Consider the following 16,973-nt stretch of genomic DNA (forward strand, 5'->3'; position numbering starts at 1 on the left):
CGATCGATCGAACGCTGAAAAATCTCATGACCGAGGTTGGCATTAGCTATGCCTGAAAAAACGTGAACAAAATCTGAGATTCTGAAAAGAGAAGTTTTATAATGTCGGTCCTGCCCTCCCCGCTTCGATAGTTAGCCCTTTCCGCCTTCGACAGACACCGGCGTGAGTAGATGCCTGTTTTCATCATCCCGGTCAGCTTCCTGCTACTTGCTTAAGAGAAAACCATGGGTCACACCGGCACTGATGTACCGTCCCACGATATCGCCGCTAGGATTGATCCCAAAGGCTTCGGTGCTGCTCGCGCCAGGGAAATCAATCGACGTAAGCTCGTCCCCGCTCAACAGAAAACCATGGGTTACACCAGCAACGATGTACCGTCCCACGATATCGCCGCTAGGGTTGATCCCGTTAGCAGTGGTAAAGCTCGCGCCAGGGAAATCAATCGACGTAAGCTCGCCCCTGCTCAACAGAAAACCATGGGTTACACCGGCAACGACCTACCGTCCCACGATATCGCCGCTAGGGTTGATCATGCTAGCTTGGGTAAAGCTAGCGCCAGGGAAATCAATCGACGTAAACTCGCCCCAGCTCAACAGAAAACCATGGGTCACACCGGCGCTTTCGTACAATCCCACGATATCGCCGCTAGGATTGATCCCAAACGCTTCGGTGCTGCTAGCGCCAGGAAAATCAAACGACGTAAACTCGCCCCCGCTCAACAGAAAACCATGCTGGACACCGGCGCTGATGTACCGTCCCACGATATCGCCGCTAGGATTGATCCCGTTGGCAGTGGTAAAGCTAGCGCCAGGAAAATCAATCGACGTAAGCTCGCCCCAGCTCAACGGAAAACCATGGGTTACACCGGCACTGATGTACCGTCCCACGATATCGCCGCTAGAGTTGTTCCTGCTAGCAAAGGTAACGCTCGCGCCAGGGAAATCAATCGTGGTGAATGTGCCGCCCGTTCCCTGCGCCGTTGCCGTGTTGCGACTGGGGGCTATCCCCGCCGACAGAGCTATCAGTGCTGCCAGCGCGAAAACAAGGCGTGACGCCTTCGCTGATTTAATCAGAGTATTCATGGGCTTCTCCTTTCTTGTTCAAACCGAAAAATTAAAGACTGCCAAGCTTAATCATTCTTTCTTCCGTTCACGATACATATGAATGATCAGGCGATAGTATTCGATAGTAGACTCTGGTCCGGTACCACCAATGATGCCAACAGTCTTCACCATCAAAATCCTCCTTCCACGATGAGCTGGCCGGTTTCTCCGTGAAGGCGGCAGAAATACGAAATGATACCCGGCTCGTCGAAGGTCACCTCGAAAACTCCAGACGTAACTTCTACGCTGTCGAAGAGCTTTCCGGCCGAAGAATCACCCTGCGTTCCGCTGGTTACCGTATGAGGATTGTGTCCCTGGAAACTCCAGGTTACGGTACTGCCATGTGGAATCTTCAAACTGTCGGGGCTATAGAAGTTATCCATGACAAGCACCTGGTTAGCCGGTGTCATCGTTGTTGTGATGTTATCGTTGTTGCCGCAGGAAAGAAGAGTGAATAACAGCAGCGCGGCAAGAAAAAACTTGGAGTAAGTGAATTTCATTTTTTTGCCTCCTTCCAAAATTAAAGTCAGCCACGGCGAATGCTTCACTGGAATGGCTATTTCTCATGCTCACTCAGTCAAATAGTTTCAATTTGGTTACTACTCGGACCGTGAGCTGTCTCACTTTAGTAAGGCGACATTTCGCAGTAAAAACCGACAGGTATATAATGTGTAGCAACTGCTTTTACATCAGAAGCTTCAAATGGACACACCTTCGTCAAAGCCTGTAACACAGCTCCTTCTTGCCTGGGGAAATGGCGACAGGGAAGCGCTCGATAAGCTGATACCTCTTGTTTACGATGAGCTGTATCGACTGGCAGCGCGGCAGATGAAGGGCGAAAAACGCGGACATACGCTCCAGACAACTGCGCTGGTCAATGAGGCATATTGCAAGCTGGTGGATCTGAAAAGGATTCAATGGCAGAACCGCGCCCAGTTCTTTGCCATCGCCGCTCAAATGATGCGGCGGATTCTGATCGATCACGCAAAAACCCATACTCGCGCCAAACGCGGTGGCCATGCCCAGAAAATTTCGTTCGATGACACAGCATACCTTTCTGAATCGAGAGCAGCAGAAATGATTGCTCTCGATGAGGCACTGACTGGGCTAGCGAAACGCGACTCGCTTAAAAGCCGGATCGTTGAAATGAAATTTTTTGCCGGATTGACTTTTGAAGAAATTGCGCATGTAGAACAGGTTTCGAGTCGCACGATTGAGCGCGAATGGCGAAAAGCCAAAGCCTGGCTTTACAATGCGATTCGGCAATGAATACTCCAGATACGAATTCAGCGCGATGGAAGCAACTTGATGAATTGCTGGATGCTGTTTTTGATCTGCCGGTCGATGAACGCTCAGTATTTCTCGATCAGGCATGTGCCGGAGATGAAGCCTTACGGAAAGAGATCGATCGACTGCTGATAGCAGATGAGCGTGCGCACAGTTTTATTGAATCCCCAGCATTCCAGGCATCAAATCCCAAGATCGGCACTTCCGATCTCGCTTCGCTTCTGATGGTAAATGCTCAGCGTGCGCCACTGCTTGGATCCGGAAAGATCATTGGTGGCAGGTACGAAATTTTATCGAGACTTGGAAGAGGCGGAATGGGGGAAGTGTGGCATGCGTACGATCGCAAGCTGCGAGTGGATGTAGCGCTGAAAACTCTACAACTCAATCTTATTCGAAATCCGGATCTGGTCGAAGCTCTAAGGCAGGAAGTCCGAACCGCACGGGAAGTCATTTCTGCCAATGTTTGCCGGATTTTTGATCTCGTTGTGGAAGAAAAATTGGAACTGATCTCCATGGAATACATTGATGGAATCACGCTGCTTGCGATGTTGAAACAGAAAGGTCCGATGAAACTGCGGGAGGCGAGTGATATTGCGGCGCAATTTTTATCTGGAATGGAAGCCATTCACCGGTCCGGTTTAGTGCATTGCGATTTAAAACCTGAAAACATCATGATCACCCGAACAGGCCGGGTGGTAGTCATGGACTTTGGAATTGCAAAACAAGCAGCTCAGAAAGCCGCAAGAATTTCGGGAACTCTACCTTATATGTCTCCTGAACAGGTTTCCGGTGAGAGCATTGATACTCGAAGCGATGTGTTTTCAGCGGGAGTTGTTCTTGCAGAGATGATCCATCCCGAAGGAATCACGGGTGAAAAGACGCGCGAACAAATTTGGAATGCAGTTCATCAAAATCCGTTACAACTATTTGATAGCCCGTGGAAGTCTGTAATTGCCCGTGCAGTTGCCGCCAATCGGGAAGATCGATTTCGTTCAGCCGAAGCGTTGGCGCGCGCGTTAGAGGAAGCAACACAACGCGTAGAGACGATTGACGAACAAAATCCATATCCTGGTCTCGCTTCTTTTACGACTGATGATGCGGAATATTTTTTTGGCCGCGAATTGGAAGTTGAATCGGTCATAAAAAAATTGAAGCAACAATATATGATGGCTCTTGTAGGTCCTTCGGGCGCTGGGAAGACTTCATTTTTACGGGCCGGACTCATTCCAGCTCTTCTAACAGAATGGAGTTGCATCTTCTGCGTTCCAGGTGATTCCCCTCACTTGAATTTGGAGCAAGCTCTCCTTCACCAGGTCTTCGTAGACAAAGAATCAACACAAACGCTTCAGCTTTTGAGTCAATGGCGAACGAAGCATGCGGAGGCCGTATTGATTATCGATCGCTTCGAAGAGCTGTTTACTTTGAATGATCCGGAGGTTCAAGCACGTTTTGTGGAATTGATCGTCCAAGCGGCTCAAGAGGTGAATGTCAGAGTGCTTCTTTCCATGCGGGATGATTTTCTGCTTCGGTGCCACGAATATCCTGCCCTGGCTCCAATTTTTTCGGAGCTGACTCCGCTGGGTCCACTTACGGGTGCAGCTCTGCGAAGAGCTCTGGTGCAACCTGCACTGGAGTGCTCTTATCGATACGAAGACGAAACGCTGGTAGATGAAATTCTCTCGGATGTAGAAAAAGAGAAAGGGGCTTTGCCTTTGATGGCATTTGCCGCTGCGAGGTTGTGGCAGAAGCGCGACCGTCAATCCGGACGGCTAACACGGGAAGCCTACAGAAAAATCGGCGGAGTCGCAGGTGCGTTTGGGCAACATGCCGAGACGACGATGGAGCAGATTGGAGCAGAAAGACAGCCGATCGTTCGGGAAATATTCCGCAATTTGATCACAGCAGAAAATACAAGGGCAGCTCGTGACACCGAAGAATTGCTGAGTGTTTTTGCTGAAAGAACCGTCGCCGAGGAAGTATTGCGGATGCTAATTGATGCGCGTCTTTTGACTTCCTTTGAAGCGCCCCAGGTGGAGGGAGAAAAGCCGGTAAGGCGTGTAGAAATTGTTCACGAATCGTTGCTCTCCCATTGGCCGCGCTTAGTACGATGGCAAACGCAAGATGCCGACAGCGCTCAGCTTCGCGATCAGCTTCGTCAGGCGGCCCAGGTATGGGATCAGCGAAACCGGTTGCAGGACTTGGTGTGGACCGGTACGGCATACCTGGAGTACCAAGCCTGGCGCCAGCGATATCCAGGCAACTTGACCAGCACCGAAGAGGCGTTTGCTCAGGCAATGGAACAACGCGCAAACAGGAAACGGAGGCAAAAGAAAATAGCCGCCACTACTACATTTATAGTACTAATACTTCTCCTGTTAACGATTGTTGGTTACTGGCACCGTGCAACGGTTGCTAGAGACCGTGCGATTTTAGAGGCGCGGAAGACAGAAGCCGGCAAACTACTTCTGCTTGGGCGGACAGAAGTGGAGTCGGACACCAATTCGGACACCAATTATAGACTTGCTTGGGCTCTGGCCAGTCTGGAATTGGTGGATACGAGTCAGGCGCGCGAGTTTACAGTTGAAGCACTCTCTACGGCGCTTCCCTCACTCGTAATGCAGGCGCCGTTTCCAATCGCAGAAATTCAGTTCAGTCCTGATGGCAAGTGGCTTCTTGCAGGTGGGGTGGAGGGGGTAAAGCTCCTCCCGCAGGATGGCAGTGCGCCCTTGATTCTGAGCGACCACAAAGGACACCCCCTTCGGACCCCAGAAGATCCGCAGTTTTCTTCCGATGGCCAATTCGTTATCTGGTCACCAGGAGACGATCGAACTGCGATGAACGTATGGTCACTTTCGCAAAGGAAAGTCGTTCGAACATTCCATCTGGAGGGATTCACACGTTGCAAAACTAGAGGCGGAACCCCCGTCTTGATTACCGATACCACGCGCAGTCTTTGGAACAGGAGCTTAGGCCCGGGCTTGATTCTTGTACGGGCCTGGAAATCGAGTCAAGAACAGCCGGAAATTGTGGCTCGTTGGAACTCAGAGGGCACCGATTTCTGGGATTTCGATAGCAGCCTGCGTTGGGTGGCCTATGCAAAAGGTCATGACGTCTATATCGAAGAATTGGATGGGCCGGAACAAGGTCGTAAGCGGTTGATCGGAAAACACGATGCCACGGTCAACGAAGTCCAGTTTCGTTTCGGTAAAGACGAAATTATTTCAGCAGATTTCAACGGTGAGATTCGGATTTGGTCTCTGTTACCCGGTGCAAAGAATCCGGTTCGTTCTTTTTCCACCGTTGAGCCTGGAGAAGAGAAAAGCTGGCACGTGTTTTGGACCGATCCGTCAGGCATCTTCCTTCTCATATCGGATGGCCCCAAGATTTTCTGGTGGGATTTGAGCGCGCCTGATGGCATAAAGCCTGTGGTTATAAGTAATCGGAATGAAGAATTCGGTGCTAAAGTCCGTTCGTTAGCATTTGATAAAAACCGCAAATGGCTGGCAGTCGTTTGGAGCGCAACTATAAGTTTTTATCCCTTGATTCATAAATATCCATATATATTCAGCGGAAATACTTTGGAGGCCCAATTCACCAACGATGGAAAATCACTTGTGAGCCTTTTTTCTAGTGATCGCACGAGAATCCTTGTACAGAATATGCCCGGAGATGTGCAAGTGCCTGCGCGAAGGCTATGGGAGTCGGACTCTTTTGGCGCTTATGCCTTTGATCTAGATCCAATTGGGAGGTATGCACTCGCTGCTACACCGTACGATGGGATTCATCTTATATCCATTGCGGATGGAAAAGATCGATCTTTGAAAGGGATGCTTTCTGGTAGAGTCTACCAACTCATTGATTGTTCACCTGATGGAGGATTCGCAGCAGCCGGACCACGGGGTATTGAGATCTGGGATTTGCAGTCCGGCAAAACTCGAATTCTGGAACAGAATAAGGGTGTAGAATTTTCTTCCATCAAATATGCTCCCGACGGCAGTCTTTTCTCCGGGGATACCCAGGGAAGACTGTATCACTGGAATCTGAAAGAGAACTCCGTAAGAACTTCGCAGACGGGCAAAGGCCTGTTGAGCGGCATCGCGATATCGAATAATGGCCGCTACCTTGCTACAAGCACGTGGTCGGGCAAGCGTTCGGAATTGGGACATGGTGCAACTTCGCACGTTTTGCTTCAGGATTTGAAGGAAGGGAAATCGTTTTCAATTTCCTCTCACGGCAAGCAAGTTTTGTGTATAACTTTTGATCCGGCTGGAACAAGCTTAGTGACAGGGGATATTGATGGCATAGTGCGAGTAGGGCCAATCAACGGCGATACACCTCATCTGCTAATGGGTCACAAAGGTCCAATAGGGAAGGTTGCAGTTGACCCTGATGCAAAATGGATTGCATCAACAGAGCTATCGACCGCAGACGTCCGCCTCTGGCCGATGCCGAAAGGCAAACCGTTTGTTTCACTTCCCTACGCAAAATTCCTGAGCAGCTTGCGCGCTTTCATCAATGTGCGCGCGATTCCGGACAAGAATTCCGCAACCGGTTATCGTGTCATATACACGCCCTTTCCTGGATGGCAAAACATACCAATTTGGTAGAACCGGCCAAGGAACATTCCAGACAATTCCGCAGAGTCTCGCCCTGTTGTAACTGCATCGCTACAAAGGAGACTCCGAGATTCTTTCAGTCTCCTTTTCATCAGGGCGCACTACCCGCCCTGCAGTTTCTACATTTTTACTAACCCCGGCGGCCATTGCAAGTGGGAGGAGCAATTGATCGGCAAGATGCCTACCCAACAGGGACACCTGTTTGCAGATAACGCTGCGCCTCATCCACTACTTTTTGTGAAACAGTTTCCGCTCTCACGCCTCTTTCGCCAAAGGCTGAAAACAGCTCCGTAACGTTCTCGCTCTCAATCAGGATCATCACTACGTTGCCTGGTCCACGGCCTTCACGAATCTCTTCCAAATGCAGATTGTGTTTCCCCATGAAAACTTCTTTTCAATTACGCTAAGCTCACGCTCCGCAATGTGGCGCGGCAAATTCGAAATTAAGACTTTTGCGCTTTGTCTTAAAATCTTTCCGCGCTCACGAAGCTCAAAACCGGTTAGCGCGGTAGAAGGATCAATGGTGACGCTCCACTTGCCTCCTCCTGCGGGATAAAAACCCGGGCGTTCCAGCCTTGCCGAAATCTTTGGGCCGATCCGCTCGATGAGCGGGAGAAATGCCTAAACGGAACCCCAATGCCTTTCTCATCCACCGGCATCCGTATGAGCGGACGGAAGAACCACGCGTTGGTAGTCCAACCGAATTGATCACCATTCACGCAAGAAAATCGAGAGGGCGGTAAACCACGGATGAAAATGGGCTGAGCGGTTTATGCAACCGATCAGCCCGTAAGTAAGGCGGGGCCGACGGGACTCGAACCCGCGACCTCCGACGTGACAGGCCGGCGTTCTAACCAATCTGAACTACGACCCCGCAAAAGATCGTCGACGCGTTTCCGCGTCTATTCGTCTGCGCGTCTGACACGAAAGACGCGCAGACAAGGGGACGCGCAGACGCAAATGGGCGGTATAGGATTTGAACCTATGGCCCCTGCCTTGTAAGGGCAGTGCTCTCCCGCTGAGCTAACCGCCCTGATCGGGTAAAAGTTGACGATCGCCGAACGCGAAATCGAGAATCAGTATAAGTCCTGAAACACCATTTTTGCAAGCTTTTTTCCAGAACCAGGCCCCAGTGCTTTTTTATTCCCTCACCAATACCCGGTAAGAGCGGCCGCGAAGGTTGTAATCCCCGCGCTTGATGAAGTCCTCCCCTAATGCAGAAACGACACCCGGCGGTCCAATGATCAGATCACAATTTCCGGAATCTTGAGCGCGTTTGTGGAGGTAGCGTCTGGCGTAAAGCGTCGCCCCGACAAATATCTCGAGCGCTTGCCAGTAATCTACTCCGAAGAAACAGACATTCGCTTGCTTTTTGTGACCCGCGGCTCGGACGAATTGTTCGATTTCTGCGATCGCATTTTCCGGCTGAGAATTATCCGGAGGAATCCAGGTGCTGACATTTAGATTCATAGTCAAAATAAGTGTGGCGACCAGGATGCTCCTGGCGGAGACCTTCGCCAGCCCGGTCAAAAAGCGCGTTTCCGCAAACAGTATTGACGACCAGACAAATGCATGGGCCAATAGCGGTACCGTGACTCGCTGATTCGCGAAAGTCGCTTCCCAGGGATTGAACAGGATGACAAGACTGTAAACGATGCCAATCGAAAGCAGGCTGAAAATGGCGAACTGAGAGCGGAAAGGATTGATTGGTATGACGTCCTGCCCTCTCATCCTGCGATAAACGGCTCCAATTGCCCATACAATGATTGCGCCGGCGACCAGTATGAGTGCTTTACTGGAGACTATCGACACGGCTAAACTCCTGGAACTTTCAACCACATGCGAGATAGCCCGTCCGCCTTCTTTGTTGATTCCAAGCGGCCACTCAACTGGAAAAGCTGGAAATCGGCCTTCGAAATACCAGTATCCAACTGGAATCGAGCTGAGCCAGAGCAACGGGATTCCCCAAAGAAACATAAATGAAATTCGATATCCGTTGCTGGAAATAATTCTTTTCCAATTCAATACTGTGATGACAAGCAGGTAGATCCAAAAGCTCTCGCGCGTTAACAGCGCAGCAGCGCCGATCGGAAGCAGCCATTTGTTCTTTTTGAGTTCGAGCGCACCGCCCCAAAGTAACAGATAGAAGAGCGCCAGATCGATCGATTCCTGACACAGCAGGATACTCAAGTTCTTTAGATATGACTGGAAGGAGAATGAGAAAACGATCAGCAAAGTAAATAAAAGGCCCGCATTGCATCCGCGATTAAGCCGGTAAGCAAGGAGACAGAGAAAAAGTAAGGCGACGAAAAAATAAAAACAGGGGATGATTTTAAACGTGTAGTAAGGCAGGTGAAGCAAATAGAAGAGCCATATGTGTAATTGGAGCATAGGCAGCCAGATACGGTTTTCCAGCCGAACAATCGGCATGCGGGCTGAATGCAATCGGTACCCCGCATCGCCGTCGAAGAAAGGATCGTTTACGGCTGTCGTGAGATTGACTGCGAACACAATGAATATCAAAAGGAACAAACAGAACAGGCCAATGACCTTTGGACGATCCATCCGGAAGCCAACCTAATGGTAACATCTCAAACCACAACAAAATAGCCAGGGTTTTACACCATTCGTCCCTCTCAATTTTTATTCTTAGATTGTTGAAAGTTGCATATGCAAAGTATTTCATGCAATTTGCACTTTTCAATTTGTAATAATCTAAGTTGGTGGTGAAAACAGCGACGCAGTGAGATTGATACGCTATCATCTCACTGCGTTTGCCTTGATTTTCCAAGCAAGCGCGGGTCGCTAGTCTGCATGGCTTGACACATAACTTATGTCAGCAGCAGAACTAGAGACCCGCGTTTTCTATTTTGGCGGATTTGTAGTTGTTATTCGCGTTCTAAGGAGAGCACCGGGCAATATTCTCCCTTGAATTCGCGTCTCCACCATGTTTGATGTCTCTCTTTCATTGCAAAATCTGCGAAGCGATACTCATACAAACTCGCGCGCAAATACAGCGGCGGGTTTTCGGGAAATGGATTTTTTGCAAGCAGAGATAATACCGGTTGCGATCCTTCCAGCAATCTGTAACAAAACGAAATAAACCATCGGTTGCTTTGATATGTTTCCAGAGCGGCAAACCACATTTGCCAATCGAGCCTGGGCTGATGCGGCTCCACAAATGCCGGACGCCTTTCAGGATCCCCAGGCTTGTATTTGAATTCATAAGCCTTCCAGTCGGACCGGTCATTGCTTCCTTCCAGAATGATTTCGAACCGTGTTTTTGTCATCACAGCAAACAGGCCATAGCGGTTCACAAGGAAGAAGGATTGCGTGAATCCGTAAGTTTTAAGGAGTGGTTCCGGCCAGTTGATTCCCATACGAAACGAACCAATCAGTGGAATGAAAGAGAGCAGGGCTAGAAAAATGCTCAGCGGGACAACAAACCAGCGGGGCCAGGATCGTTGTTTTGTATTTTCGGATGGAGCCGTTTTCAACCATCGCGCCGGCCAAAAGCGGTCGTCAACAGCAAGCAAGCACAACGCAATCGTCAGCAGATTGAAAAAACAATAGTTGCCGGTCAGCAGGATCACGAGTTGAAGCATCGCAATTCCGCAGCTTCCGATCAGACGCCACTTTCGCGGCAGAAACAGAAGAAAGCAAAACCCTAATTCGATCACGAACATCAGGGCGGTAGTTATCACATCAAACCACCGGGGAAGTTGATGTACATACCAACCGATCCATGTAGGAAGCGGTTGAGTTTCATAATGGTATTGCATTGCAGTCAGATCCTTCCATGCAGGGTCGCCACTGGTGAGCTTAACGACACCGGAGGAAAACAGTAACCGGAATAGGAGCCACCAAAACAGCCATAAAATCTCTTTTCTATACGGTGAATTCTTAGGATCGCGAAAGCGAAACTGCGGAGGGTTAAGAAATATGGCAAGGAAACCGGTTTCGATCAACAAAACATCCCACTGAAACGATAAGAACTCGCGACATACGGCAGTTAACGAAAGATACAAGAGCCACAATAGAAAGAGCGCAGGTGTCGACATCCATCCGAAAAACAAACAACAAGAAAAGAGCGCACCCGCACCACAAACCAGATGAAGAGATGTATTGGTCGCGTTCAGCCAGAAGACCGAAGGGAGTAACCGGTATCTTTCTACGTCGAAGTTCTGGCGTACCAATCGCAAGAAATCCTGCACCGGCAGAATGCCCTGATCTCCGATCAGACCGGTGATTTGAGTCCACAAAGAGACAAAGGCGATAAAGTAGATGACCGCCAGAAGTCGAATAAATAACCAGCGCGCAAAGTTGTACGATGAGGTCTTTACAAACTCATCAGTACCTTCCATAGAGTCGCGTTTTGTCCAGCAATTGCCTGACGACATCTTCCGTTAGCTGGTGTGTTTGAACACGCCATTCCCAGTTGCCTGAGGATTGAGACGGAAGATTCATCCTTGCTTCTTCGCCCAAACCAAGAATATCTTGAAAAGGCAATATGCAGATACGAGCCACAGAAGACATCGCAAGCCGGTTCAATGAATCAGAAACTGTCTGCGCATTCACTGAGTGGCCGAGATATTGCTGCAAACGCTCACGCTCTTCAGCGCCAGCTTCATTTTCGAACCAGCCGCGAATGGTGTTGTTGTCATGAGTGCCGGTGTACACGACGCAATTTCTGATGTAGTTGTGAGGAGCATAGGGGTTGGTTGGCAGGTCAGGACCAAACGCAAAAAGCAGGACTTTCATGCCAGGATAGCCAAGCTCCTGCATCACCTCTTTGACATCCGGAGTTATCAATCCCAAATCCTCCAGAATCAATGGCAATGAAGGAATCTCTTTCTTTACCGTTTCGAAAAAATCCTTCACGGGCACCTGCACCCATTTTCCCTTTACCGCTGTTTCCTCTTCAGCAGGTATTTCCCAGTACGCAACCAGTCCCCGAAAATGATCCAGACGAAGCAGATCACAGAATTGCAAATTCTGCCGAAGTCTCCGGATCCACCATGCATAGCCTGTTCGTTGAAGCTCGTCCCAACGATAAACTGGATTTCCCCATCTTTGTCCGGTTTCGCTGAAATAATCCGGAGGCGCGCCAGCAACGTATAAAGGTTTTTTGTTTTCATCCAGTTTGAAGAGCTCCGGATGAGACCATGCGTCCGCAGAATCCAAACTTGGATAGATCGGAATATCACCAATGATTTTGATTTTCTTTTTGTTCGCGTACTCACGTAAAGATTGCCATTGCTTGAAGAAAACATACTGAATGAATTTCGAGCGCAAGGTTCGCTTCTCCAGCTTGTTCCGCAGAACGCTCAGCTCAGCCGATTCCCGATCACGAACTGGCTCCGGCCATTCGTACCAGGCAATCTCTTTGTAGTGATCCTTTAATGCAGCAAACAGACTAAAATCCTCCAACCAGTCCGCATTCTTGCGGCAGAAATCTGAAAAATCGCGATCCTTTCTCAATCGTTCTTCTGCATGATGGAAGGCGCGACGCAAGATCTTCCCTTTCCAATCCACAACCGCTGCGTAATTCACTCGCTCCTGCGGAAAAGTGGGAGCACTTTCTAAATCCGTTTTAGAAAGCAAATCCAACTGGTAAAGCGATTCGACACTGATAAAGAGCGCATTACCGGCAAAAACGGAATAGCTTGTGTATGGGGAATTCCCCAAATAAGTTCCTGTCGGATTCAAAGGCAAGATTTGCCAGTACTGTTGACCGGATTGGGCGAGAAAATCAACAAATCTGTAAGCCTGTGAACCTAAATCCCCTATACCATGAGCGGAAGGAAGTGAGGAAAGATGCAGTAGTACCCCGTTACCACGATCTTGCAACATGGCCTCTATTTTACTCTACGATTACTTCGTTGAAACGATTCCCGGATTCAGTTCCGGTTCCAGAACGCTGCCTTTTGCAAAGCGGTTCAACATCAATCCGGTGAATATGATGAGCGCGCCGGCCCATTGAAGCAAAGTCAAGCGTTCGCCCAGGAAAATCATAGCGATCATCAATCCCGCAACAGGAGTTAGATTGGAAAACACAGATGTGCGGGTACTGCCGATTTTCTGCACACCGTAATACCAGGCGGAATAACCGAAAACAAGAGCTAGAAAAGCGGAATAAAAGACGGCCACCCAGCCATAAAGTCCAATTTGACCCCAATCTTGATGTTCGAAATAAGGAAGGGACAATGGAACGATCAAAAGAGTGCCAAACAAAACTGTGTATAGCACATAATGACGGGATGAATACGCGCTCACCAGCTTTTTGGAAAAAGCAGTGTAAAGAGACCAGCTTAAAGACGCCAGGACGACGAAAAGATCACCAAGATTCGCGGAGAAATTGCCGGCGCGAAAATCGCGAGATCCGACAACAATAAAAACAATCCCGCTAAAGGAAAGAAAGATTCCCAGCCACAGGCGCCCTTTCACTTGTTCTATTTTCAGCCATTTGCTTAAAGCCGCAGTAAAGATCGGCGTAGTGCCAAGCATGATGGATACGTTCGAGACGTAACTCAACTTTACTCCATAGATGAAAAGGAACTGGTAACAGGTATTGCCCAGAATCCCCAGTATCATCAATCTCCAGATTGCCTTTCGCCCAGGAGGATTTCTCAGAACGTCCCGGTACAGGAATAACATCGTGAGCGTGGCAATGCTGAATCGCAAACAGTTGAACACAACAGGATGAAAACTTCTCAAAGCAACTTTGATGACACTGATGTTGGCCCCCCAGAAAAGCACCATACAAAAGAGAATGACATCGACTTTGCTAATACGAATTTTCATTTAATATTTTTTTCTTTGCGTCTTTGCGTCTTTGCGTCTTTGCGTTAATTCTTCCGGCCGGTGGAGCCAAAACCACCTTGCTGGCGTGATGTATCAGAGAGTTCCGTTTCCTCACGGAACGCTACCTGAGTAACCGGCATGATCACCAGTTGGGCAATCCGGTCATGATGGTGGATCGTTTTGGGTTCGGCTGTGAAATTAGCAAGGATGACCTTCACTTCGCCGCGATAGTCCGCATCAATCGTGCCCGGACCATTGAGAACGAATAATCCTTCTTTTAAAGTCAGTCCGCTTCGGGCACGAACTTCGCCTTGATAGCCTCCCGGAATCTCCAGCGCAAAACCTGTTGGAATCAGACCGATCCCGAATGGCGGTATGGTGATTTCTTCAGATAGACATGCATATAGATCTGCTCCGGCGGCTTCTTTGGACTTGTATTCCGGCAAACGCGCGTACGGATGAAGACGTTTGATTTTGATTTCCATCAACCGCGCCGCATTGCCTGAAACAACACAAGAATGGAACCAGCCCCACCTACTATAAAAAAGGTAAGGCCGAGGTAGGTTCCGATCACATAAATCTGAGTCTTCGGTTTTACCGCGGGTTCCTGCTGTTGTCTGAATCGTGGTACGCGAGGCGATCTTCTGGGATTTGAGACAGCGCTAAGATCATTCAACACTTTCATAGAGCAGAGAAAAATGAGAACGATCCCGATCAGCATCAGCACAGCCAGGATGTACAGTATTTTCACTTGATTTGTCTCAACCTCGCATCAACTTGATAAGTGCCACAGTTTTGAGCAATGATTGCCGAGTCTTGTTGCATGTCTCATTACTCATCACTTTGGCACTTCATTAAGCGGTTTCGGACGTCAGCAATAATTTGCGCATGATCAAAAGCCAATTCGGGAAGTTGATTCAAATCAAACCATTTCCAGTCAGCGGCATCATCGGCAGCAGTTGCATCCGGTTTCTGTTGCAGCAAAGACCAGTGGACGATGGAAACGATACGACCGCGAGGATCCGGGCCAGGGTCTCCATAAGCGGCAAACTGTGTTAACGAGATGTTCTCTACTCCGGTTTCTTCTTGTAATTCCCTTTTCGCGCCATCCAATACTTTCTCCCCTTCCTCTACAAATCCTCCCGGCAATCCCCACTTTCCCTGAAATGGATCGTGTTTACGCTGGACCAGCAAAACTTCATTCCCCACGATTAAGATTGAGTCGGCGGTTAAATAGCAAGGTGGATGGTTCATTCCCAAAATTATAGCGAATGAATTCGCTACTACAAACTTCGCTACGCAAGCAACAACAACTCAGCCAGGTTTGTCAAATCCACGGGCCACAGGGCCCAGGGACGCGGCTGCACAGCGCCCGCGGCGAGATCGGGCCGGCAGCTCAGCACGAGGTTTCGCCACGAAGACGGAATCGCCTCCCTCCCATGAACAGCGCCCAGTAACGCTCCCGCTATTGCCGCATTCGTATCGGTATCGCCTCCCTGCATGACAGTATCCACGATCCCGTCTTCGAAACTATTAGAATGAACCAATTGATAAAAAGCGTTCTGAAATGCCGTCACAACCCAGCCTTGATGGACGATTGTCTCGGGCCTGTATCTGGCTGCAGCCGACAAAGCCTGAAGAACGGCTGGTTCCAGCGGCTTCTCATAAGCATACCTTTTGACCGCTTCGTAAACTTGTTTGCCGCTTTGACCGGAGAAAATGGCATGAGCGATGGCAATGCAATACAAGCCGCAGCATTGCTGGCACACAATATGAGGGTGTGTCAAAGAACTTTCCCTCTGCGCCAAAGCGAATAATTCATCCGGTGGTTTCCGGTAACCGTAAATTCCCAGCGGGCTGATGCGCATGAGCGATCCATTTGCCTGGCTTTCTCCAGAAGCATTGGCTTTCATCGCTTCCGCTGCGCGATTACTACGGACATTCTCTTCCATTACAGGTCGCAGCGCCTGCAACATGGTGGCTCCGACATCAAAGGGATCGCTGCGATGAAACCAATAGTAATATGCAGCGGCAACTTTTTCACTGTCGTACCCTTCTTCTTTAACAATACTTCTTGCGAGTAACAGTGCGAGTTCAGAATCATCCGTCGGTTGCCCCGCCATTAATTGAAACGGGCCGCCATCCTGCATTTGCCTTAATCCATCCGGGTAGCGGTTACGGATCGTGGCAGCATCCTGGAATTCAACCTGGCTCCCCAGTGCGTCTCCTGAAACTTGTCCGATCAAACAACCCTGAGCGCGTGAAAGAAGCTCCGGATCTGCAATCGCTTTGCCTGGCGCTAAACGCGCAAACAAAAAAGGAGAGTCATACGTAGAGGGCATTTTAGCCGAATGACGTACCTGGACGGGATGCCAGTTCCTTTTCCATAGATCCCCAACAAGTGCAGCAGGTCCTCCAAAACAAATCTTCACTTTGCTGGCGCCATCCGCTGCATAGGTGACTTCTTGGCCGTTTTCATTCGTAAAAATTCCGCCTGCTGCGCGAAGCAAAGCATGTCCGGCCGCGTAATCCCAGTCACCCGGACTGTGCCAGGAAACCGCTGCATGCCCGTCTCCTACGGCGGCCAGCGCCAGGCGATAGGCGATGCTGGGAAAAGCGCGATAACGATAAGGGTGAATACATTCGAGCAACGTTTCCATGAGATTTTCGCGATGCGTTGAAACGAGCAGTACCACATGACCGGGGCTGGAAAGATCCCATGCCGGTTTTACGGATTTTCCGTTTCGCATCAGGTCGAAATCTTCAGCCCAACAAATCAAGTCTCCGTTGTCGTCGGGGGCCGTGTATGCGTAGACAACGCCCAGTACGGGTACGCCTTTCTTCACAAGACCAATCGAAACAGCGCTTCCACGAGCTCCGCGCAGGTAGGACGAAGTTCCATCATTCGGATCCACCAGCCAGACATGATCGTCCGCCGTCTCGATAGAACCTGTTTCTTCACCGCGGTACCTGTATTGCGGAAAACTTTCAGTAAGACGTTTCCGGATCAACCATTCCGCTTCATCGTCCGCTTCGGCGTGCGCGCGCTGGCCGCGCGGTCCACCGGGCCGGTGAAATTCCCTGCGCAACAATTCCCCTGCTTCCAGAGCCGCATCAGTTGCAAGATCTAATTCCTTCTTGTAACGCAATCTTACTCCTGGCT

Annotated in this window: 14 protein-coding genes and 2 tRNA genes; 2 read left to right on the forward strand and 14 right to left on the reverse strand. The window is 49.6% G+C overall.

Annotated features, from left to right (window positions below; genetic code table 11):
• Positions 1-203 precede the first annotated feature (203 nt).
• The 3 genes from L0156_15605 to L0156_15615 form a co-directional block, all read right to left on the reverse strand.
• Positions 204-467: a hypothetical protein gene (locus L0156_15605; GenBank protein MCI0604421.1), complete on the reverse strand. Its 264-nt coding sequence runs from the start codon at positions 465-467 to the stop codon at positions 204-206.
• Between the two features lie 30 nt (positions 468-497).
• Positions 498-1,082: a hypothetical protein gene (locus L0156_15610; protein ID MCI0604422.1), complete on the reverse strand. Its 585-nt coding sequence runs from the start codon at positions 1,080-1,082 to the stop codon at positions 498-500.
• Positions 1,083-1,234: 152 nt separating this feature from the next.
• Positions 1,235-1,603: a cupredoxin domain-containing protein gene (locus L0156_15615; GenBank protein MCI0604423.1), complete on the reverse strand. Its 369-nt coding sequence runs from the start codon at positions 1,601-1,603 to the stop codon at positions 1,235-1,237.
• Positions 1,604-1,805: 202 nt separating this feature from the next.
• On the opposite strand from L0156_15615, the gene L0156_15620 reads away from it, so the two are divergent.
• Entirely contained in the window at positions 1,806-2,372 is a 567-nt protein-coding gene (locus tag L0156_15620; GenBank protein MCI0604424.1) for a sigma-70 family RNA polymerase sigma factor, read from the forward strand.
• Positions 2,369-6,997: a protein kinase gene (locus tag L0156_15625; protein ID MCI0604425.1), complete on the forward strand. Its 4,629-nt coding sequence runs from the start codon at positions 2,369-2,371 to the stop codon at positions 6,995-6,997. The genes L0156_15620 and L0156_15625 overlap by 4 nt, the downstream gene beginning before the upstream one ends.
• 190 nt (positions 6,998-7,187) lie before the next feature.
• Here L0156_15625 and L0156_15630 read toward each other — a convergent pair whose 3' ends face one another.
• From L0156_15630 to L0156_15680, 11 genes are all read right to left on the reverse strand, one after another.
• Positions 7,188-7,388: a hypothetical protein gene (locus L0156_15630; protein MCI0604426.1), complete on the reverse strand. Its 201-nt coding sequence runs from the start codon at positions 7,386-7,388 to the stop codon at positions 7,188-7,190.
• Between the two features lie 417 nt (positions 7,389-7,805).
• Positions 7,806-7,880 (reverse strand) — tRNA-Asp (locus L0156_15635).
• 87 nt (positions 7,881-7,967) lie between these two features.
• A tRNA-Val gene (locus L0156_15640) sits at positions 7,968-8,039 on the reverse strand.
• A 107-nt stretch (positions 8,040-8,146) separates the two neighbouring features.
• Entirely contained in the window at positions 8,147-9,571 is a 1,425-nt protein-coding gene (locus L0156_15645) for a hypothetical protein (GenBank protein MCI0604427.1), read from the reverse strand.
• A gap of 323 nt (positions 9,572-9,894) precedes the next feature.
• Positions 9,895-11,370, reverse strand: a complete 1,476-nt coding sequence (locus L0156_15650; GenBank protein ID MCI0604428.1) for a lipase maturation factor family protein — start codon at positions 11,368-11,370, stop codon at positions 9,895-9,897.
• On the reverse strand, positions 11,357-12,859 hold the full coding sequence (gene malQ / locus L0156_15655) for a 4-alpha-glucanotransferase (GenBank protein ID MCI0604429.1): 1,503 nt from the start codon (positions 12,857-12,859) through the stop codon (positions 11,357-11,359). The genes L0156_15650 and malQ overlap by 14 nt, the downstream gene beginning before the upstream one ends.
• Positions 12,860-12,880: 21 nt before the next feature.
• Complete coding sequence (locus L0156_15660; GenBank protein ID MCI0604430.1) at positions 12,881-13,810, reverse strand: DMT family transporter; 930 nt, start codon at positions 13,808-13,810, stop codon at positions 12,881-12,883.
• A 44-nt stretch (positions 13,811-13,854) separates the two neighbouring features.
• Positions 13,855-14,298, reverse strand: coding sequence for a dUTP diphosphatase (gene dut / locus L0156_15665; protein MCI0604431.1), 444 nt, complete (start codon positions 14,296-14,298; stop codon positions 13,855-13,857).
• Positions 14,295-14,561, reverse strand: coding sequence for a hypothetical protein (locus L0156_15670; protein ID MCI0604432.1), 267 nt, complete (start codon positions 14,559-14,561; stop codon positions 14,295-14,297). The genes dut and L0156_15670 overlap by 4 nt, the downstream gene beginning before the upstream one ends.
• A gap of 80 nt (positions 14,562-14,641) precedes the next feature.
• Positions 14,642-15,064 (reverse strand): NUDIX hydrolase, encoded by a 423-nt coding sequence (locus L0156_15675; GenBank protein ID MCI0604433.1) that lies wholly within the window; start codon positions 15,062-15,064, stop codon positions 14,642-14,644.
• A 41-nt stretch (positions 15,065-15,105) separates the two neighbouring features.
• Positions 15,106-16,959, reverse strand: a complete 1,854-nt coding sequence (locus L0156_15680; GenBank protein ID MCI0604434.1) for an ADP-ribosylglycohydrolase family protein — start codon at positions 16,957-16,959, stop codon at positions 15,106-15,108.
• Between the last annotated feature and the right edge of the window lie 14 nt (positions 16,960-16,973).

This window comes from bacterium, from assembly GCA_022616075.1.
Lineage (GTDB): Bacteria > Acidobacteriota > HRBIN11 > JAKEFK01 > JAKEFK01 > JAKEFK01.